Below are 17782 nucleotides of genomic sequence, written 5' to 3' on the forward strand. Positions count from 1 at the left end.
ATTTAAATTAAATACAATTGGTTCTATATGTGTATTCATCAATCATATCATCACCGATAAGTTCAGGTAGCTCAAAGAATCTTGTAGCCGGGCAAACATTGGCTTCAATCTCCACACAAAGACCGTCGCTCGGCATATAGGCACAACCTACGTTATCGTTCCAATTTATATGTTTTTGAGCAGCCTTAGCTACTTCATCGCAAGCTGATAAGTATTCAGCGTATTTACAATTTGCTCTTTTTATTTTTTTGAATAGCACATCGTTCATATCTGTATTGTTATACTCCAATTATCTTATCGTTGATACGAAATATGTTATCACTTACAAAATCGTATATCTTATACATAAGTTCCGGTTCTTCCTTTTTCGGAGAATAAACCATCACCCTCTTACCTGCACCTTTCATCCAGCCAGCTTCCGTATTAGCTGACCGGCCACAAGGAAGAACCATAACGCAGACATCAGCCCACTGCATACCGTTGAAATCTGAATCAAAACCTTTCTGTGCAGTTGGGTGATTAAGCGCTTCTCTATATTGCTCCGTTGTCCAGTTCTGCCAATCTGGATCTATATCAGACCATTGGAATCCACCATTTCCATGAGGGGGATTCTTAAAATCGTATACCTCATGTCCTAAATCACGGAGAATAGCTACAACGTCCTGTTGAAATACATTTCTCCAACTACTTGCTACATAAATCTTTGCCATAATATTCTTTTTTATATTGTTTTGAATTAAACTTCGCAATACGTCAACAACACCCTGTCGCAACGCATTGCCATCTTAATCTCTTTTCTGAATCCCTCGACATCGGAGGTTTCTACGTTCTCACGGATGATCAGCTTTGAATCACCCGTGATTATTTCCTGCTTTAGTATCAAGTATTTCATTTTTCAAACAGATGAGCAAAGGCATCATCCATCTTTAAGTTCAACTTTAGTTTCGAAGGGAACGATTTTATATAGTTGTAGAACTTGAACGCAAGTTCGTCGTCATCCCCGCATCTGTCTATGAGCGTCAATAACAGGGCGTTCACCACATCGGCATCATTCCCGAAATTCTCCTGTGTCTCTTGGCTGCAATGGTCTACATCCCGCTTAATCTTCTTGATTGAAGCGATGGCGGTATTGTAGTTGCGCTTCGTGTCGTGCCTTAGCCCGAACCCCTGCTTCCTGTACTCATTCTCCATGTCCATTAAGTTTGTCTCAAGGACATCGGTAAGGACGAATACTATGTTCGTCCGTGTATTCAGTTCATTACTTCCTTGCATGTTAGAATAATGTTTTTTGTTGGCTCTCAAATTCTGCCAATTTGCAGTTTTTTATTGCTTCATTAAAATAACTTTCTTTTAATTCAAACCCAATTCCAATCCGTCCAAGCTTAATTGATTGGTACACTTCCGAACCTATACCAAGAAATGGGGTTAGCACGGTATCCCCTTCATTACTCCACAATGTTACTGCGCGATTGATAGTTTCGAGTTGCAATGGGCATATATGCTTCTCATCTTTCTCTTCCCGAGCCTTATTCCCGTTAAGTGTGTTGGAATAATCTATATCCATCCACACAGGGGATGCGTATTTCTGCCACGTATCTACGGATATGTTGCACCGCACAGGGTTTTTATGTTCTCCCGGTTTACGAAAAACCATTAAGTAATCCGGAATACCAACCCTTGACATAGCGGCGTCTTTCTTCACTTGCTTATGCAGAAGCCCAAGAGCCTTTGTACGCTGCATCTCTGTTACCGGGTTTTTCCAAATGGTTACACGGGAATGATAGATGAATCCGGCATCCGTGAATGCGTCCAGTATCATTCCGGAGAAGTCACGAAGCCCTATATATCCTTCCTTTCCTTTCTGTATTGGCAAATCCATGCAGTGTACAGCCACATTACGCCCGCTCCACATAACCCGATATAGTTCTTTTACCAAGAACCGGAATGCGGTAAAGAACTCCTTGTAATCTTTTGAGTTTCCCATATCCTCGAGTTTATCAGAGTATGTATAAAGCTCGGCAAAAGGCGGTGAGAATATGGAGAACCCTACACTATCATCCGGCACATCTTTAATCAATTGTACGCAATCTCCAAGCCGGATATTACACGATTCCGACTCATACATTTTTTTCGATTCTGTTTTCATAAGTTTTATTTTTCTATTCACATTTCGATTAGTGGCCATGCTCATGGCCTTCTGCATTTCATTGAACTGCCTTTGTTTTTCATCGAATGATTTACGAACATTCTGCATTGTGTCTGTTGTAATAAGGTAGATATTAACATCGTTCTTCTGACCGAACCTATAGGACCGCCTTATTCCTTGATATGTGGATTCGAATGAAAAGTCAAGTGAAGCGAATATCTGATTGTTGCAATTCTGATAATTCAGCCCAAATTGCGCAATCTTCAACTTTGTAATAAGAACCCTGAATTCCCCCTTTGCAAAGCCCAAAAGCCTATCCTTTTTATACCCTTTGCTGTCGCTTCCTTTCACTTCCACAGCGCCGGGAATCAATTGCTTCAGTATCTTTCCCTCTTCGTCATGACCTATCCAAACAATGAACTCCTTATCTGAACTATTTACAATCTCCGCTACGCGAGAAAGCCTTTCATTCATCGTATCTCGAAGTTCAGAATGATAAGAAGTTGCTGATACGGCTACATCGTTGAACAACATTCCGTTATCTCTTTTCTCCACTTCTACCATCTCCTCGACTATGTTAAGCTTGGGAAGAACATACCCTGATCCGTCAAATCCTATATCAGACGGGCTGCATAGCATCACCGCCCACGTCGATACAAAGTCCCAAAAAGACTGCTCGGCATGCCCTTTCAATCTCCACGAAGACGTAGATCCCCCATCATGCACAAAATACATAGCAAGCATCTCGTTTCTGCTCATTACATCAAGAAACTCGGCATGATTACACAGCTCCATTGTATCATTAGGGGACGGAGTGGCAGTGCATGCAAGCTTGTAAGGGGTATCCTTGAACTCTCTAATAATAGCTCCCTTTGTTTTTCCATCGAAGTTTTTCAGAATAGAGCTTTCGTCAAGTACAACCCCCGAAAATAGATAGCAATCAATGTTATCCATGTTGTCATAATTAGTTATATAGATTCCGGGTGATAGGTCTTGGTCGAATACTGTAAGTCCTAACTCTTTAACGGAATACCCAAACTTATTACCCTCTTGGATGGTCTGTGGAACAACCCCCAAAGGAGCAAGTATTATCACAGGCATACGAGTGTGTTCGGTTACCTGCTTTGCCCATTCAAGTTGTTGTATGGTCTTACCAAGACCGCAATCTTCGAACATCGCGAACTTCCCCGCGCTTAATGCTCTTTTTACACAATATCTCTGAAATGGGAATAGGTTCTCGTTTAATTCGTTTTCCAAAACTTCAAACCCGCTATTGGCTATATTTTTCTTCTTTTTTTCTAAAAAATCCATATATTCGTTCATGTCTCATATCATTTTCATTATAAACCACTCGGTTATTTTCTCGCATATAAAAATGCCGCAAAAGCTATCGCAATCACGGCATAAGAGAATATCTCTCGTTTCATTTTCTTCTAATTTCTATGTATCCCAAATCAGCCACCTTTTCCAAGTCCGGCAAATCGGACTCGCTGAACTCTCCCGGAGTTTCCCAATTGACGGATATGTAAGAGGACAGGTTAAACCTCTTCCTTATCCGCTCCATGATGTCGGGTGTGGCTTTCTTGTTCCATTTGATTGTCAGTTTCATTTTCAGATTCCAATTTTTTGTAAAACGCATTCAAATCTTTCTTCTGCCTTTCAACTCTGCGTTCTTGAATCATGTTGCTTATCCTGTCTGATAATTCCAGAGCTGTAACAGCGTCTTTGTCGCCGTTTCTCGCTCTCTCTTGAAGCTCCGCCCTGTATTCTTCGTAGAACATCCCGGAAGTAGGCTTGCTGTCAGACTCAATTAAAAGCCTGTGCTCTTTGTATGACTGGTTGTCAGCAATAGAGCATCGCTCTGAATTATACTTCTTCAACCACGACAATACCACCTGCCCGTCTATCCGATTGTATATTTGCCCGTACTTTAGCTTCATCGCATTCTTAAAGCAGAGTTTAAGGTCGTCAGTTTTAAGGTGCGGGTATTCCTCGATTATCAGGTCTACCGTCATTGCCACCTGTGTATCCGACATTGTTTCCCCTGCGTTGAAAAATTCTAAAGCGTCGGCAAGGAGATATGCGACAGCCGCACGAGCGTTCAGTTCTCCGTATCTCATCTTTATCGTCACGATTGACGGCTCGTGGCTATCGAACACATCATCATACGTCTTCGGGCTGAGAGCCTTGCAATATTGCTCCGGCGATGTTTTTAAGGCGGCTAACCGATTCTCTTCTTGTTGCCGCAGTATCAGTTCGTTTCCCATTGTAATTCCCTTCTAATATTCTTGTGAATTTTGCAGGTTTGAATATCCAATCAAAATCAGCTTTCCAATTCCTGTCGTTGTGCCCGAGCAGGAACGGACTGTTTAGCACATTTTGAAACACTGTCCGTATGGACTCTTTCCCGTATTCGGCGATTCGCGCCCTTACAGCCTTTTTCCGATTTTCGCTCATGGATGCTATCTGTGACAGCTTGCCCTTGAAAGTTTCGTTATAGTATTCCATCAATCCGTTATAGTCCACCCTCTCAACTTTCCGGGACAAAGAAAGATTTTCTTTCTTTGCTACTCCTTTAGGAGTAGTTTCTTTCTTTTTATTATTATCAAGTATATTATATAATATCTTTCTTTGTATTTGTGTCGCTTCATCCCCTAAATCGCTGTTTTTTAGCGTGTTATCTGTGCCACTTCCTGTTCCTCGTGTCGCTTGCCGCTGTAATTGATTGATTGTCAGAGTATTTACTGTGTCACTTGCTGCACTAATTGCCGCCTCACCGGGCACTTTATCAGCCGTTGCAATAGGGTGTGTCACTTGCTGTGTCAACGGCTGTGTCACTCGTTGTGTCACTTCGGGTTGCAATTGGCTGATTGTTAACGAGTTTACTGTGTCGTTCGCTGTGTCACTTACTGTGTCGTTCGCTGTGTCACTCGAATTATATTCATCGTATTTGCAAAGAGTAATCAAGCTTATTCCTTGCTCCACTTGAATAGTTATCATCTCTTCTTTTTTCAGATGAGATAAAAAGGTTCGCACTCTTCTTTCCGTCCATCTCCATCGCTTGGCTAAATGCCTGATAGATGCAGGATATTGCCCACGTGCACAGATTACTTCTCGACCTCCGATACTCACCTTTCGTGGCGTTGCTTCAAATCGTGCTGATTGTATTAAATCTAACCACGCTTCGCAAGCGCTAAAAGTCCGGGCTTCATTCCACAAATCATTCGAGAAGAACTTGCGGCTTAGTTTTATAAATCCGTCCATTGCGATTATTATTTGTTTCGTAATTTCAGGCGAAGAGTTCCATATTTTTCTCTGACTTCCTTTTCAAAGAACCATACCTCTCCGTTGGGAAAGGCACGTGCTGTTAACCTGTATGTCATACGCTTTTGATTTCGTTAAATACCCATTCCTCACTCCCGACAGATTGATTGTGCCGGGCGATGAGCTGTTTGATAAGCTTACGGCGTAAGGGATAATCTCTTGCAAGAGCCGTTCCTTTCGATTTCACTTCCTCGATGATGTATTTCCCATCTCTGTAATAACAGAAGTCAGGGGTGTAATGTGCTGCCTGCTCATCCACCCTCTCAACGAGCTTTATTTTTGTCTTTAGCGGCACTTTTACCATCTTGACAAGCTTTGGTATTATCTCGAAGCTTACTTGCCGCTGTAGCCCTTGTATTATGCCTCTGTCTTGCATTGATCTCAAATACAGGAAGCGTTCGTATTCGGTCTTGCTGTCGAATACTCCGAATGCGTTCTTGATTTTCCTTGCGAAGTATTTTTGTTTCATGCTACCTCCTTACCTAAGAACTTATTCACAAAGTAGATTTGTCCTTTACCCGAGACCTTTGTAGTCGTAGAGACGAGTATCGTCCCATCGGGCTTGTTGATTGTTGTCTGCTTGATTTCAAACAATCCCAACTCCATTGACTTTTGGGTAGGCTGGTTGTAGTACTGACCTTTAGAACACAAATAACCATTGTTCCTCAACCATTGGAACAGCCTGTTTTGCCCGATGCTCACCCCGTTCTGTTGGAGTATCTTTGCGAGTTCGGACACAAGGCAGCTGCGTTGAGAGGTTTCCACCGCTTTGGCGAACAACACCTTTGGAGCATCCTGCTGTATCTTCTGTTCAGCTTCAATGCGCTTTTGCTTCTCCTCTTTTAGATTGGTTGCAAGCTGAATGAGAAAATCGGGAGATGTCAGAGCCTTTTCAATCGTATCGCTTGTCATATACGCCCCATGCTTACGAATGGACGGAAGCACTTCATCGCAAACCCAATCTTGGAACTTTTCAGCGTTCGGCAGGTTGGACTTCATTGTTAATCGGTACACCTCACTCTCTTTGCCGTATTTCATTTGTTGAATACCTCCCGGTGTAGGGGTTTCCAAAACAGTAACCCCCTTGCAATGGTCTATAACAGCCTTTGCAGGATTTAAGTAACCTAAGGATTTTGCCACGTCCGCCAAACAGAACAATGGCTCATTACTCTCGCTCATTGCAACCCGAACTTGCCCGAATTGCTCGTTATGAAAAATCTTAACTTCGTTCATATCGTAATTTATTATAATCTGAAATATCTCCTTGCCGCCCCCTCATCGAAGCGGCATATCCGGTTGAATAACTTTGTTTGTTTCATGCTGATTTCGTTAAAAATACTCGAGGGTTATTCCTCTTGTGATACTGGTTTCTTAGATAATTAATCAAACCGTCATAGGTTGGGATAAATCCCTCATTGATTAGGTCTGCCAGCTTTTTCTCAAGCTGGTACAGTTCCCGTTGTTTGGCTTCTTCTCCATGCTTATTCCGCATCTGCTTCTCGTGGCTGTTGAATATTACCCAGTTCAATGCTTCTCCGATTTTCTGCATAGCTTTCGGCATGAAGTCTTTTGGGACTATCTTCATTACTGCGGAACTCAATTCCTTGTAAGCATCTCCGGCTTCATTACGGTACTTTATCATTTCATCAGATACGAATTTCAAAACTTTTACTTTGAATCCCGGATTTAACCACATGCAAAAGTCTATGAAAAGTAGTGGATGCATCCAAGTACCTCCCTTTTTCCCTCTCGATTGCATAACAACGGAATTCCGTTCTTTAAGAGATTCCTCTATAAGCAAGGCGTTTATAAACTCTTTCGTGGAAGCATTATCGGTATAATGAACCATCTGTTTTTGCTGACCATTATTCTTATTCCACTGTTTGAGTAATTCTGTAGCGTTGAACATACCGTCCTTTGTCCGCTGGATAACATTAAATGTCCCCATCTTGCGAACCATTTCCTGATTTGTTTTCATATAATTTGATTTTAAGTTTACATCTTAGATGGCACAAAAAAGAGGTAGCTTAGACTTAATTCTTGCTACCTCTCTGTTGCGTGCGGCTTGCTTAGTGCTTACTTTTCGCATAACAGTTCGGTGTTGTTGTAGTAATATGCTTCTTTAATCATTACGTATAAGTTTTAATTATTAATTTGTGATGCGAGCAGGATTCGAACCTGCATTTACGGCATCCCGTCTCACTTGCGCCCGATACAATTTCGATAAACTGCCGTTGCGTCTCGTCCCTGTCCGTAATGCTCCATTACACTATCGCACCAACAATCTACTTAAATTGTGTTGTTTTTTATTTTGATGTAGTGCATTCAGTGTATTCCTAACAACATTCTAAACATTCGCTCTTTTTCAATGTATTTATAAGAGCCTTTACGCCTCATTTCTTTTTTGTTTTTACCGACCACCATTTGGCAGCCATTTACTCCAACGAAGCAGTAGTTTCTGTAATGTCTTGAATTTTCCTTAATAGCCCATTCTATCTCAAGTCTGCAATACCTGTAACTATCATTCTGCACACCCTCATATCCTTTTCTCATAATAAAATGCCCAAGCGCATCGGATTCCTCTACGGAACGGCATAATGTGTAAATTTTATTCATATCTCAATTGTTTTAATTAGTCGAAACAGGCGGACTCGAACCGCCACTAATAGATTCAAAATCTATTGTGCTGCCATTACACTATATTCCGTTGGGCGAGGATGTTATTCCGCCTATGCTTGCATACTCGGCGGCATCCTCTATGAAGCCTTCTTAAGATACTTCATTCGTGGACTTCGGGGAATCGAACCCCGATGGGCGATATTCTACTCTGCATGCCTGTTTGCGTCCGCCCCGTCTCCACCATGCAGAGTGGAGGTGCGCCTTGCAAAGCCCGACCTTGTTATCGTCCAATGTACGGATACACATCCATAATCGCCGTTTCTTTCAGCGATATGGACTGGTAATCCGCCATCGTCCCCTTCATACCCTCGTCCAGCTTCTTCATTGCATCCTGAATGTCGGACGCTTGAATAAGCACGTTGGTATATGTACGTTTCTCTTTCCCGCTCTTCTCGTCAAGCGTGATAAAGGCTAATCTGCCCTCATACCATTTATCGGCTGATTCCTCATCAGATGGGAATAGCTCGCTGTAGTTGGTACGTTTTATGTCCGAAACAGCAAATTCACCTGTGATAAACGGCGTCATTTCTTCGATAATCCGTGCCTCCACCTCTGTAAAACTCAAAGCTTCTACGAGGTAAGGCTCCGTTACTTTCTTCTGCATTCCGTTTTCCATTGTCTTCTCGTAGCGGATTTTGCACAAAAAATAATCTTTCATTGTTATCTAATTAAATGTTTATAAATCTCTGGTCGTGTGGTCTTGATTACTCCGTTTGTCGTTCTCAATGTCACCATACGCCCGATGTGTTTCTTCTCTTCTTCTTTAACTTTGTTCAAGGCGGAGACAGCCCTCATTTCCACCTCCACCTTGTCGTTCATTATTGAAAGCGAACAATTGATGCTCATAAACTCTATCTTTTAATAGCTTCCTTAGCCTTGTCCGCCGCTCTCTTAGCTTCTTCTTCGGTGAGGAAGTAGTTGCCTGCTTTGTAATAGAGGTCACACAAAAGGTCGCATTTTTCCTTATTTTGGTAGATGTCGAAGAATCCGCTGAACGTGAAGAATATTTCACCTTTCGCAGCTCGTGGCAAAACCTTTTTGAGTTCTTTTGTCTCCGCATTCCATTTATACCCGTTTTTAGCGAAAACGCCAAAGAGTTTCTGTTTTTCTTCTTCGGTGGCGAAACCTCGTATATCATTACAGATCCCGAAAAATGAAGAGGAATCTCTTCTGTTATTTATTGACAAAGAGGAGTCATTTCTTATCGCAGCGTAGTAATTATTCCCAATATTCCAGGTTAATTTAGAATTGTCCGGATCGTAGATAAGGACAGAACCATCCGACAACGCCAATATGTCACCATCCTTATACTTCGGATTCTCTTCGTATTCGGGGATAATCACTACTGTACCGTCTTTAATTTCGCTTCTTACACTCTTTAATACCATCCCATCAGGAATCGGCACGTTGATTTTTAATTCTTGTTTTTCCATATCTCTTAATTTCTTTCAACGCAAGCCTGAACCTGCGCTGCCTGTTATACTCTTTGTCGTTTCTCGGCTCCGGGCACATGGCTTCCAGAGCCTCAATGATTGCTTTGTAGGACTGTGCCCGGAGTTCGATTTTCATAAGTAATGCTTATTACGTTCTATCTCTATTTCCATAAGTTGGAGTATCCTCTCTTCATCGGGGGATGGCAAATATATGCCCTCTGCGCTTGCCCAATTTCTGAACCTCTCAATTGCGGTTGTCATTTCAGCAGTATCAAGGTCGGCAGAAGAGCGAAGCACTTTGATTGTGCCCAAATACTTATCTTCCTTTTCCCGGATGAACATCGCAGGATTCACCAGCTTCTTGAAGTATTGTTGCTTCACCCATTCAAGGGTGTTGCCTGTCTCACAAGCAAAGAAACCCAAGATAGTGTGCAGATACCTGTTCTGTGACAAACCTCTCTTAGGCTTCTTCTCTGTCAACTCGAACACTTTCTTATTCTTGATAAGCTGTTCAAGTCGTGTACGTGCTTGTTCTACATGCAGGGGATTGTTTCCATCGTACTGCATACATCAAAAGGGGAGGTCGTCTATAGGTGCAGGAGGAGCCTGTTCTACCTGTTCGGGGGTGGGAGTTTTCGGGGCGAATGTCTTCATATCGCCGCAGAAGTAGTTGACACCCTCTTTGCGCTCTTCCTGCTTCGGAGCGCAGGAAATGAAATGCGTATGCCCGAATTGGGACACTTCTTTTCTCTCAATCACGGCGATATTCAAGTATATCTTACCGTTTTCAGCTTTCTTGAAAAGCTCTTTGGGAATGTCGCTCACGCAGAGCGAACCATACAAATTACTCATAATTAAGTTATCTTTTTATTAGGGAGTTGATTAGTTCATCCGCTTGTATTATACGGCTTTCCATTTCCTTGAATACGCCCAAATCAGGGTATATCCTCGCAATGTGCATAGGGTGCGACTGAAAGGGATTGAATACAACAAAATCGCACCAATCAGCCTCTGTGCACATCATATGAGCCATACACTGATAGAAGTACTTTGGTTCCGTTCTCAACAAGCTTTCATTGTCGGATACATTCGCTGCATATCGCATGAAGACAGCCTGTGAGGGACATTTTATTTCAATAACACCTTTCTCTTTTGCGTCCTCGTCATAAAAAAAACCGTCAGGGCTGCTTGCGAAGTGCTCGATTGTCGGATGTTTGCATGAACCGACCTCGACTATCCGCCTACCTGTTACTCTTTCATAGAAAGAGCGTGCGTTCTCTTCCTGCTCCGTTCCCCATCTCATTGCTTTGGTTTCGACATTGACTTGTTCGAGGTATTCTTCGAATGCTATGTCGTCATCAAGAATGATGGGGTTCATATCCCTTTCTGCGGCAAGTGAATAGATATAAGTCATTGCCGTATCACCGAACACACCCTCTTTCTTTCTTCCTGATTTCATGATATCGGAGACACGGGAACCTGTCACGTTCCCAAGCCTCGCACGATACCAATCTAATGTACGCTGGGCTTCCATTATAACAGGGTTTTCTGTTGGGATTGAATAACCGCATCCTCTGCCGCCTGTTTGATTTTGTCGGAGCCGGATTCGTTGTCTATGTATTCTATTTCAGCTTCATCTACATTCGTTTCTGTTAAATCTCCTTTTACAGCTGCTTGGTCGAATGTGATTGCACGTTGCATCTCTATGGACTTTGGAGCGTATTTAGAAAGAAGGAGCTTTAATACGGTTTTTCTCGCCATGATATCAAAGTTGTCTTTCCACACCCCGTATCCGCTTTTAAAGGATTGAGAATAGGCTTTAGCGTGAGCGGTAACCTCTTCTGATGTCATATAGAATGTCTTCTCAAATCCGTTTACAAGGCGGAAATAAGCCATATAGCCTATAACCTTGTTGGATGTTTTTGCGTCTTCATCGAAGATATATTCTCCGGTGAACTTATTCTTTTTGACAATCTGTCCCTCGTATACTACCTCGTCAATGAGGGATGCAAATTGTCCGCTTCGTAGGCAAAGCTCCACTAATCCCTTATACATAAGCTGGAATTGAGCGATACATTTACCCGACTTGCGGTCGTTGTACGGCACAATTGCAGCGAACCCTAAATTGGGATTGATTGGTAAATCTAAAGTAGCGGCAATAACTGCTGAATTCAGTACAGATTGAGGATCGGCTACTTGCAACAAGCTGTTGCTATTAACTACTGATATAATACTGCTCGTAAACCCGGCAGCTTTCTTCCCCAAGATTTCATGGAATCTTGATTTTACACTCTCCCCACTTAATAGGGATTTCAATTGTCCTACTGTTGTCGATAAACTCATAATCGTATGTTTTAATGGTTATATAACTTTCTGTATTAAGTGAAAAGGTGCGCTATCTTCACAGACCGCACACCGAAAAACCCTAACCAAAGGTTCCTATCATGAACAACTTATCTTTCAAAGAATCGGTTAATCTCGTCTTTCCGCTTCTCGACCTTCACTGAATAGTAGGCTGCGAAAAAGAAAGACACAAACAACGTTGTTGTAAGCTCCGCATGTGATACGCTGTATAGCATAGCGGACAGAAAGACGATGGATGATAATATCCAGCATCCTAATAATATAACAGGTTTCAGTCTCATAATAATTAGTGTTGGTTTGTTCCCCCAAACCGATTCGGTCGGCAACATCTCGTTATATTGGGGGATTTTCTTAACTTTGAGGTGTAATACTAAAAATTAAGAATTATGGAGTTGAATGAATTTGTAAAAAGCGTAATCGTAAATATTTACGATGGAATTTCAGATGCTAAAAAGGTTACAGGCAAATCTGTACTTCCGTCAGGAGGAATCGTTTCAGATGGAATCCCTTATGTAAAAAACGCACCGGGCCCAAGTGCTAATGCGACCATGATTTCAAACTTGGAATTTGAGGTTTCTCTCACTGATGGCGTAAAAGACGGTACTCATGGAGGCATTGGCGTTCTATTAGGTGCTTTGACAATAGGTGCTAAGGGAGATAGCGAAACACAGCAAACATCTCTATCTAAGATTAAGTTCAATATACCGATTGAGCTTAAATGATTATTTGCCCTTTATAACCCATTTGTAAACATCATAGGCAATGTAAGGTAAGTCGTAACCATTACAATCTGTTTTCGCCGCTTGTGACACGCACCACTTGCGGAGTTTAATTTCCCTGCGTTGTTGAACGTAGCGTAGTATTTTTTTTATCATAACTATTAAAATAGACGGATTTTTTGAATTATTGAACAGAGTATCTTTGATAAACACGAAGGAGGGAAATGGTAATCTGTAATTGTCGTTTGAAGTCGAGAATACAACTCTTTACCTTCATCGCTTTTCAAAAATTCGGTGGAGAACCCTTTGTGAACATTGTTCCTCGTTTTTCTATATTGTGAGGAATGAGATCTGCGAGTTCTTTTTTTCATAATGATAAAATTAGGAAGTTGGATTTTCGATTGCTGTCGCGCATCCGACTAATATGGATATATTCATTAAGGATAATCCCGCTCTTTGCGGAGTTTTTCTAACACGGAAGTCGGTATTTTACCAAAATAAACATAGTATACATCGCAAGCGGTATCAAGTGCAGTTTCGGGGCGTTCGCCCGAATACTTAAGTGTCTTTAGGTAAAGACGAATGAAAAAAGATTGTCGTTTCCGAATTTTCAACCTTGTCAAAAATTTCTTTATCATAACTATGAATTTTAAAGTTCGTTCCCGTGAGCGTTCCGATGGTTGCTTTACTGCTTAACTAAAGTTAGGTAAGCCACGGGATTATATGTGTCGAAAACAGTACGAACGCCTACCTCGTATGCTTACTGCTCAAAGACGATTTTGCGGTGTTTTCTATTAATCGTTAAACATTGCACAGCTCGCAAGCTCCTACTTGCTTATGTGCGTTAATATGATTGTCGTTTATGTTACGGGTTATATTTTTAGCCGTAACAGACTTTACAATAAGTCAAAGAACTATCCATTTGTGCCCGCCCGTGTCTCGCTCACGGATGCCGCTCTTTCGTCAACGGGCTACCAGACAATGAAAGGTTTGTCTGCTGTCTTTTCGTAGTTAGGTTCGTAGTCTTCAATCTCGCTCAATAGCGATTCGTAACTCTCTATCTCTTCCTGTATCACCTCTACAATCTCTTCCTTACTATCCACGTTGTACCGATCGCATACGTCCTTTTCATCCATCCCGTTGATTCTCTCTATATCCTTGTACAGAGCGTTCAACCCTTGCTCAATCTGGTACTTCCGCATCATGTCATCTTTTCGTATCATACCACCCTGTTTTTTAGTACGAATCTATCAAGGCTCGCAAGTTCGTACCATATCATCCGTCCGTCCTGTGAGAAAGAAACCTCTGCGTTATTCCTTAGCTTCGTTAAGTAGTCTTCCCCTACTCCAAGATACGCCATCGCCTCTTGCTTGTTGAGCCACCTTTTCGGCACAGGCTCTACCCTTGCTTGAATCTTAGTGCGTCCCATAGTTCATTTTTTAAAAAGAAATCCCCATCTTTTCGTAAGCCGTTATGTGGAAGTTCGCTTACTACTCGGACGAGGATTTACCAATTTCTTTTTTTACTTGCGGGAACTTCCACGCTGCCGCAATCTGCCGTAAAACATTTAGAAAACTGTTGGATAATTAAAAAGGACTGTCTATCTTTGTATCGCTTACATACAGAACTGATAGAATTACGGGCGCTTCCGTGACAGCCCTTTTTATATCCGTTTTGTTTTACAGTGCAAATATATTGCATTGCTATAATATTTGCAATAAAATCCCGTAAAAATATTATTGCATTGCTATAATTTAGAAACAGTATAAATAACGAAATCATGGGAAACACCGTCAAGGAAAGGCTTAAGGAGATAATTAAAGATTACGGCATTAAAGATTCAGATTTCTGTCGTGAAATAGGGGTATCTCAAGGATTTATATCTGGAATGCGGAAATCCATACAGCCTAATAAGATAGAGAGAATTGCGGAGATATATCCCACATGGAATACAGAGTGGATACTTACTGGCAGGGGGGATATGTATAAACAAGAAAAGCCTCTCAATCACGGTCTGGGTAGAACCATTAAATATTACCCAACCGTAAACGGTAGTATGGGAGGTATACAATTTCTCGATAACCCTGATGAGTCGTTCGTAGATATTATCATACCCGGTTTTTCTGATTGCGAGTTTGCAATAAACGCATACGGTGATTCCATGTACCCCGTAATAAAGAGCGGACAGGTGGTACTTTTAATGCCGTGGCGAGAGAAATTCATCGAATGGGGGCGGATATACCTTGTGGTTACCAAAAGCGGATATAGGACAATTAAATATATTAAGCCATCCAAAAACGATGGGTGTGTGTTATGCGAAAGTGAGAATAAAGAGGAAAGTCCGGCTTTTGAGATTGAAAAAGATGATATTTTAAAAATGTTCCTCGTTAAGGGATGGATTTGCAAAGATGCGATATAGGCATGAAAAGCTATTTGAGCTAAGATGATATACCGGGTTCTTTCTCCCAGTATTTAATTGGGTTGTTTTTCGATGCTTTTTAAAAACTTATCACACGCTCAAAAATGCGTGAAAAAGATCGAAAAACCAAGCAGATAAACAGGAAAGGCATCTCCCGACCTACGGATTGTCGCTTTCGCTACACTGGTTACCTGTTGTGAACCCTTCGACACAGAGCAGGATTTAAATCCGTACCTATTTCTACTCTCCGCCTTTTTATCTCACGGGGTGATAAGTCCCGCACGGTGGGCAGTTGAAAACCGTATATAAAAAAGAATGGCGCAGTCAAATTGTACGGGTTCTGCGCCATTCAAACCAATGTGCTTCACTAAGCGTTTTGGAGAATATGTTTATTGAATTACTAACTTGATTGACGCGTTCCGTACAAACGCTGACACAAAGATACTGGAAATAAGCCCGTGTTATAACGGTTATTGTTGAAATGAATGTTAAAAAAAGGATGAAGTTTTACTTTCCAAGATGGAGTTGAGCGAAGGTGCTTTTGAAAAAGAATACGGACTTTCAAATGTTTTTTTTGAGTAATATAGGCGATAGCATCATAGAGAGAAAGGGAAATAACTACGTGTAACCAATATACAACAGGATGAAAAGACTTTTAATTTTATTGGCATTGCTTCCGATGTTCGTTATGTCACAAAATAATTATACGATAAACGATGACGGAAGTCTATCTTTTGTTAAAATTATAAATTCGTCGATAGATAAATCTTCTAGCGAATTATTTGGTAATGTTTTGGTCTATTTAGGAAAAGCCTATGCAGATGTAAAGAATGTTATACAAATAAAAAATGACGAAAATAGATTTATCATAGCAAAAGGCGTATTTTCTAATATTTTTTCTTGGACAAATAGTATGATGGGAAGGGAAACTTTTTTTGAGGTTCCACACACGCTACGAATAGATTGTAAAGATGGAAAGATAAAAGTAGAGTACATAATCTCGCAATATATTGAAATAGAAGGGAATTGGATTCATCCTGAAGAAGATCAAAGAATTTGCAAAACATCCATTCTTTCTAAGTATCCAATTGCCAGCCCAAAGAAATTAAACAAAATATCCAGAGAAGAGAAAAGATATAAAGATGCTTTTGAAAACCTCATTAATATTATCGAATTGCAATTTAATGAAATCCAAAAGAGCATCAATACTAATGAATCTGATTGGTAATGAAAAAAGATAGCAAAATTATAGTAAAAAGACAAAGAGGACATATATATTAATGGCACTTTACAATTATTCAACTTTGGCACTATTCAAGAAGTCAATCACCTTTCGGTTTGCTTCATCTACTTTTTTTTGGTCGAAATTAATGTATATAGACGTAACCTCAGATCCGATTTGATGCCCCAGAGCAGCCGATATTGTCTCTTTCGGAACATCAAGACCTGCGGCAATAGTCGCCCATGTGTGCCGTGCCCAATAACTGGATATATCAGGGAACAACGGGGTGATTTGCTTTTTTCCTCCCAATCCGGTACGCTTACATTCGCCAATCTGTTTCAAGCCGATGCCCATGCGATGTAAGAAGTTCTTATGATTCTTGTACTCGTCCATCACGTTGAGAAGATAATTTTTGCCCTTATATTTATTGATTATCTCCATTGCTTCCGGCTCCACCTTGATAGAGTACAATTTCCCCGTTTTCGCCCGGTGATACTCCAACCGTCCGTTTACCAATTCCTTTGCGTTGAACAGGTCTACAGCATTGATTCCGATAAGGTAAAACATTAGCATAAACATATCTCTATACCGCTCTTGATATGGCTCGCACGGGTAGTCTCTTAATTCTCTTAACTGCTCGACAGTCAATGATCTCTTCCGGGTTTCTTCTTTCTTTATCTTGAATTTCCTGAACGGGTATAAGGTTGTTATTTCTTCGTCAATGGCATAGTTGAATACCGCACGGATATTGCGCAAGTGAATGGCATAGGCGTTTATTTTCATCCCTGAATCTATCATGTGCCTTTCGAACCGTCTCAACCAATCTACATTCATTGTGTCGAACGTGCATGTACGGTCGAATGTTGTTAGCTTATTTATCGTCGTCGTATATACATCTCTTGTCCCCTGCTTGACTTTCATATTCATAAATTCAGTCATGTAATCAATAAAAAATACTTTCTTTTTTTTAGGAGTATATCCCGGCAGGCACTTCTCCAGCTCTGATTTCAACGCATTATCCGACATCTCTTTCATTTTCCCGTCCAAGTCAAGCCGGAATATAACGTTCTCCATGTCGCTAATCATCTTACGCAACACGGCGTTCTTCGTCTTGTAGTTCGGCTCGCTATTCGTGTATCCGTTACCGTCCCATCTATCCTTATATGAGAAATACCCTGTTGATAAGAGGAATTTACCTCTGTTTCTCACATTCAATTTTAAAGGATATGTACCATCACTCTTTGCCCGCCTTGTGTCAAGGTAGAAACTAATAGTTGCCATAATTTTGATTGATGCGGTGCAAATATTTGCACCAAATTTGCACCACAAATATAGCAAAAACCATTCAAAAACCATCAAAAGCGGGATTTGTTTTGAAAAAATGACACAAAAAAAACAGCTACAAAATATTGTAACTGCCTGATTTTCAAAAAGAGCGGTAAACGAGGCTCGAACTCGCGACCCCCAGCTTGGGAA

Annotated in this window: 26 protein-coding genes and 2 tRNA genes; 3 read left to right on the forward strand and 25 right to left on the reverse strand. The window is 41.1% G+C overall.

What is annotated here, in order from left to right:
- Window positions 1-7 precede the first annotated feature (7 nt).
- From C234_RS16165 to C234_RS16185, 22 genes are all read right to left on the reverse strand, one after another.
- Window positions 8-268 (reverse strand): hypothetical protein, encoded by a 261-nt coding sequence (locus C234_RS16165; protein ID WP_034540767.1) that lies wholly within the window; start codon window positions 266-268, stop codon window positions 8-10.
- A 10-nt stretch (window positions 269-278) separates the two neighbouring features.
- Complete coding sequence (locus tag C234_RS0108470) at window positions 279-710, reverse strand: hypothetical protein (RefSeq protein ID WP_027325410.1); 432 nt, start codon at window positions 708-710, stop codon at window positions 279-281.
- Window positions 711-736: 26 nt separating this feature from the next.
- The gene (locus C234_RS17450) at window positions 737-883 is read right to left on the reverse strand and encodes a hypothetical protein (protein ID WP_160169606.1); all 147 of its coding nucleotides are present in this window, start codon (window positions 881-883) and stop codon (window positions 737-739) included.
- Window positions 884-888: 5 nt separating this feature from the next.
- The gene (locus C234_RS0108480) at window positions 889-1272 is read right to left on the reverse strand and encodes a hypothetical protein (protein WP_027325411.1); all 384 of its coding nucleotides are present in this window, start codon (window positions 1270-1272) and stop codon (window positions 889-891) included.
- A gap of 1 nt (window position 1273) precedes the next feature.
- Window positions 1274-3469, reverse strand: coding sequence for a DNA methyltransferase (locus tag C234_RS0108485; RefSeq protein WP_027325412.1), 2196 nt, complete (start codon window positions 3467-3469; stop codon window positions 1274-1276).
- Between the two features lie 100 nt (window positions 3470-3569).
- Window positions 3570-3755 carry a hypothetical protein gene (locus C234_RS17790; protein ID WP_154656403.1) on the reverse strand — a complete coding sequence of 62 codons (186 nt, stop codon included), beginning with the start codon at window positions 3753-3755 and terminating at the stop codon, window positions 3570-3572.
- Window positions 3685-4413 (reverse strand): hypothetical protein, encoded by a 729-nt coding sequence (locus tag C234_RS18040; RefSeq protein ID WP_248596496.1) that lies wholly within the window; start codon window positions 4411-4413, stop codon window positions 3685-3687. The genes C234_RS17790 and C234_RS18040 overlap by 71 nt, the downstream gene beginning before the upstream one ends.
- Entirely contained in the window at window positions 4310-5410 is a 1101-nt protein-coding gene (locus C234_RS18045) for a hypothetical protein (protein WP_051290212.1), read from the reverse strand. The genes C234_RS18040 and C234_RS18045 overlap by 104 nt, the downstream gene beginning before the upstream one ends.
- 115 nt (window positions 5411-5525) lie before the next feature.
- A complete protein-coding gene (locus tag C234_RS0108500) occupies window positions 5526-5939 on the reverse strand; it encodes a DUF1064 domain-containing protein (RefSeq protein ID WP_027325413.1) in 414 nt (137 codons plus the stop codon).
- On the reverse strand, window positions 5936-6703 hold the full coding sequence (locus C234_RS0108505; RefSeq protein WP_027325414.1) for a phage antirepressor KilAC domain-containing protein: 768 nt from the start codon (window positions 6701-6703) through the stop codon (window positions 5936-5938). The genes C234_RS0108500 and C234_RS0108505 overlap by 4 nt, the downstream gene beginning before the upstream one ends.
- Window positions 6704-6785: 82 nt before the next feature.
- Window positions 6786-7448: a KilA-N domain-containing protein gene (locus tag C234_RS0108510; RefSeq protein ID WP_027325415.1), complete on the reverse strand. Its 663-nt coding sequence runs from the start codon at window positions 7446-7448 to the stop codon at window positions 6786-6788.
- A 179-nt stretch (window positions 7449-7627) separates the two neighbouring features.
- Window positions 7628-7749, reverse strand: a tRNA-OTHER gene (locus C234_RS17460).
- 46 nt (window positions 7750-7795) lie between these two features.
- A complete protein-coding gene (locus tag C234_RS0108515; protein ID WP_027325416.1) occupies window positions 7796-8086 on the reverse strand; it encodes a hypothetical protein in 291 nt (96 codons plus the stop codon).
- A gap of 20 nt (window positions 8087-8106) precedes the next feature.
- Window positions 8107-8177, reverse strand: a tRNA-Gln gene (locus tag C234_RS0108520).
- Window positions 8178-8369: 192 nt separating this feature from the next.
- Window positions 8370-8807, reverse strand: a complete 438-nt coding sequence (locus tag C234_RS0108525; protein ID WP_428829122.1) for a DUF4494 domain-containing protein — start codon at window positions 8805-8807, stop codon at window positions 8370-8372.
- 2 nt (window positions 8808-8809) lie between these two features.
- The gene (locus C234_RS17465) at window positions 8810-8995 is read right to left on the reverse strand and encodes a hypothetical protein (RefSeq protein ID WP_034540765.1); all 186 of its coding nucleotides are present in this window, start codon (window positions 8993-8995) and stop codon (window positions 8810-8812) included.
- 5 nt (window positions 8996-9000) lie between these two features.
- Entirely contained in the window at window positions 9001-9582 is a 582-nt protein-coding gene (locus C234_RS0108535) for a hypothetical protein (RefSeq protein ID WP_034536676.1), read from the reverse strand.
- On the reverse strand, window positions 9542-9718 hold the full coding sequence (locus tag C234_RS17655; RefSeq protein WP_161625913.1) for a hypothetical protein: 177 nt from the start codon (window positions 9716-9718) through the stop codon (window positions 9542-9544). Before C234_RS17655 ends, C234_RS0108535 begins: the two co-directional genes overlap by 41 nt.
- Window positions 9715-10149 carry a NinB/YbcN family protein gene (locus C234_RS0108545; protein WP_027325419.1) on the reverse strand — a complete coding sequence of 145 codons (435 nt, stop codon included), beginning with the start codon at window positions 10147-10149 and terminating at the stop codon, window positions 9715-9717. Before C234_RS0108545 ends, C234_RS17655 begins: the two co-directional genes overlap by 4 nt.
- A 3-nt stretch (window positions 10150-10152) precedes the next feature.
- Window positions 10153-10434 carry a hypothetical protein gene (locus C234_RS0108550; RefSeq protein ID WP_027325420.1) on the reverse strand — a complete coding sequence of 94 codons (282 nt, stop codon included), beginning with the start codon at window positions 10432-10434 and terminating at the stop codon, window positions 10153-10155.
- Between the two features lie 7 nt (window positions 10435-10441).
- Entirely contained in the window at window positions 10442-11116 is a 675-nt protein-coding gene (locus C234_RS0108555; protein ID WP_027325421.1) for a lambda exonuclease family protein, read from the reverse strand.
- The gene (locus tag C234_RS16185; protein ID WP_051290213.1) at window positions 11116-11925 is read right to left on the reverse strand and encodes a recombinase RecT; all 810 of its coding nucleotides are present in this window, start codon (window positions 11923-11925) and stop codon (window positions 11116-11118) included. Before C234_RS16185 ends, C234_RS0108555 begins: the two co-directional genes overlap by 1 nt.
- A 407-nt stretch (window positions 11926-12332) precedes the next feature.
- Here C234_RS16185 and C234_RS0108565 point away from each other — a divergent pair, with 407 nt between their 5' ends.
- A complete protein-coding gene (locus C234_RS0108565; protein WP_027325422.1) occupies window positions 12333-12668 on the forward strand; it encodes a hypothetical protein in 336 nt (111 codons plus the stop codon).
- Window positions 12669-13636: 968 nt separating this feature from the next.
- On the opposite strand, the gene C234_RS0108580 is transcribed toward C234_RS0108565, so the two are convergent.
- Both C234_RS0108580 and C234_RS0108585 read right to left on the reverse strand, forming a co-directional pair.
- Window positions 13637-13888, reverse strand: coding sequence for a hypothetical protein (locus tag C234_RS0108580; protein ID WP_148295169.1), 252 nt, complete (start codon window positions 13886-13888; stop codon window positions 13637-13639).
- A complete protein-coding gene (locus tag C234_RS0108585) occupies window positions 13885-14094 on the reverse strand; it encodes a MerR family transcriptional regulator (protein WP_027325425.1) in 210 nt (69 codons plus the stop codon). The genes C234_RS0108580 and C234_RS0108585 overlap by 4 nt, the downstream gene beginning before the upstream one ends.
- A 351-nt stretch (window positions 14095-14445) precedes the next feature.
- Between C234_RS0108585 and C234_RS16790 the strand changes: the two genes are divergently transcribed.
- Both C234_RS16790 and C234_RS0108595 read left to right on the forward strand, forming a co-directional pair.
- A complete protein-coding gene (locus C234_RS16790; RefSeq protein ID WP_051290214.1) occupies window positions 14446-15084 on the forward strand; it encodes a LexA family transcriptional regulator in 639 nt (212 codons plus the stop codon).
- Window positions 15085-15727: 643 nt separating this feature from the next.
- Window positions 15728-16312 carry a DUF4468 domain-containing protein gene (locus C234_RS0108595; protein WP_081688141.1) on the forward strand — a complete coding sequence of 195 codons (585 nt, stop codon included), beginning with the start codon at window positions 15728-15730 and terminating at the stop codon, window positions 16310-16312.
- A 66-nt stretch (window positions 16313-16378) separates the two neighbouring features.
- On the opposite strand, the gene C234_RS0108600 is transcribed toward C234_RS0108595, so the two are convergent.
- Entirely contained in the window at window positions 16379-17587 is a 1209-nt protein-coding gene (locus C234_RS0108600) for a site-specific integrase (RefSeq protein WP_027325427.1), read from the reverse strand.
- Between the last annotated feature and the right edge of the window lie 195 nt (window positions 17588-17782).

This window comes from Bacteroides pyogenes DSM 20611 = JCM 6294, assembly GCF_000428105.1.
Classification (GTDB): Bacteria; Bacteroidota; Bacteroidia; order Bacteroidales; family Bacteroidaceae; genus Bacteroides; species Bacteroides pyogenes.

Coding starts and splice junctions, on each gene's coding strand:
- C234_RS16165 (WP_034540767.1), bottom strand. CDS start 268: ATGAACGATGTGCTATTCAAAAAAATAAAAAGAGCAAATTGTAAATAC.
- C234_RS0108470 (WP_027325410.1), bottom strand. CDS start 710: ATGGCAAAGATTTATGTAGCAAGTAGTTGGAGAAATGTATTTCAACAG.
- C234_RS0108480 (WP_027325411.1), bottom strand. CDS start 1,272: ATGCAAGGAAGTAATGAACTGAATACACGGACGAACATAGTATTCGTC.
- C234_RS0108485 (WP_027325412.1), bottom strand. CDS start 3,469: ATGAACGAATATATGGATTTTTTAGAAAAAAAGAAGAAAAATATAGCC.
- C234_RS17790 (WP_154656403.1), bottom strand. CDS start 3,755: ATGAAACTGACAATCAAATGGAACAAGAAAGCCACACCCGACATCATG.
- C234_RS18040 (WP_248596496.1), bottom strand. CDS start 4,413: ATGGGAAACGAACTGATACTGCGGCAACAAGAAGAGAATCGGTTAGCC.
- C234_RS18045 (WP_051290212.1), bottom strand. CDS start 5,410: ATGGACGGATTTATAAAACTAAGCCGCAAGTTCTTCTCGAATGATTTG.
- C234_RS0108500 (WP_027325413.1), bottom strand. CDS start 5,939: ATGAAACAAAAATACTTCGCAAGGAAAATCAAGAACGCATTCGGAGTA.
- C234_RS0108505 (WP_027325414.1), bottom strand. CDS start 6,703: ATGAACGAAGTTAAGATTTTTCATAACGAGCAATTCGGGCAAGTTCGG.
- C234_RS0108510 (WP_027325415.1), bottom strand. CDS start 7,448: ATGAAAACAAATCAGGAAATGGTTCGCAAGATGGGGACATTTAATGTT.
- C234_RS0108515 (WP_027325416.1), bottom strand. CDS start 8,086: ATGAATAAAATTTACACATTATGCCGTTCCGTAGAGGAATCCGATGCG.
- C234_RS0108525 (WP_428829122.1), bottom strand. CDS start 8,807: ATGAAAGATTATTTTTTGTGCAAAATCCGCTACGAGAAGACAATGGAA.
- C234_RS17465 (WP_034540765.1), bottom strand. CDS start 8,995: ATGAGCATCAATTGTTCGCTTTCAATAATGAACGACAAGGTGGAGGTG.
- C234_RS0108535 (WP_034536676.1), bottom strand. CDS start 9,582: ATGGAAAAACAAGAATTAAAAATCAACGTGCCGATTCCTGATGGGATG.
- C234_RS17655 (WP_161625913.1), bottom strand. CDS start 9,718: ATGAAAATCGAACTCCGGGCACAGTCCTACAAAGCAATCATTGAGGCT.
- C234_RS0108545 (WP_027325419.1), bottom strand. CDS start 10,149: ATGCAGTACGATGGAAACAATCCCCTGCATGTAGAACAAGCACGTACA.
- C234_RS0108550 (WP_027325420.1), bottom strand. CDS start 10,434: ATGAGTAATTTGTATGGTTCGCTCTGCGTGAGCGACATTCCCAAAGAG.
- C234_RS0108555 (WP_027325421.1), bottom strand. CDS start 11,116: ATGGAAGCCCAGCGTACATTAGATTGGTATCGTGCGAGGCTTGGGAAC.
- C234_RS16185 (WP_051290213.1), bottom strand. CDS start 11,925: ATGAGTTTATCGACAACAGTAGGACAATTGAAATCCCTATTAAGTGGG.
- C234_RS0108565 (WP_027325422.1), top strand. CDS start 12,333: ATGGAGTTGAATGAATTTGTAAAAAGCGTAATCGTAAATATTTACGAT.
- C234_RS0108580 (WP_148295169.1), bottom strand. CDS start 13,888: ATGATACGAAAAGATGACATGATGCGGAAGTACCAGATTGAGCAAGGG.
- C234_RS0108585 (WP_027325425.1), bottom strand. CDS start 14,094: ATGGGACGCACTAAGATTCAAGCAAGGGTAGAGCCTGTGCCGAAAAGG.
- C234_RS16790 (WP_051290214.1), top strand. CDS start 14,446: ATGGGAAACACCGTCAAGGAAAGGCTTAAGGAGATAATTAAAGATTAC.
- C234_RS0108595 (WP_081688141.1), top strand. CDS start 15,728: ATGAAAAGACTTTTAATTTTATTGGCATTGCTTCCGATGTTCGTTATG.
- C234_RS0108600 (WP_027325427.1), bottom strand. CDS start 17,587: ATGGCAACTATTAGTTTCTACCTTGACACAAGGCGGGCAAAGAGTGAT.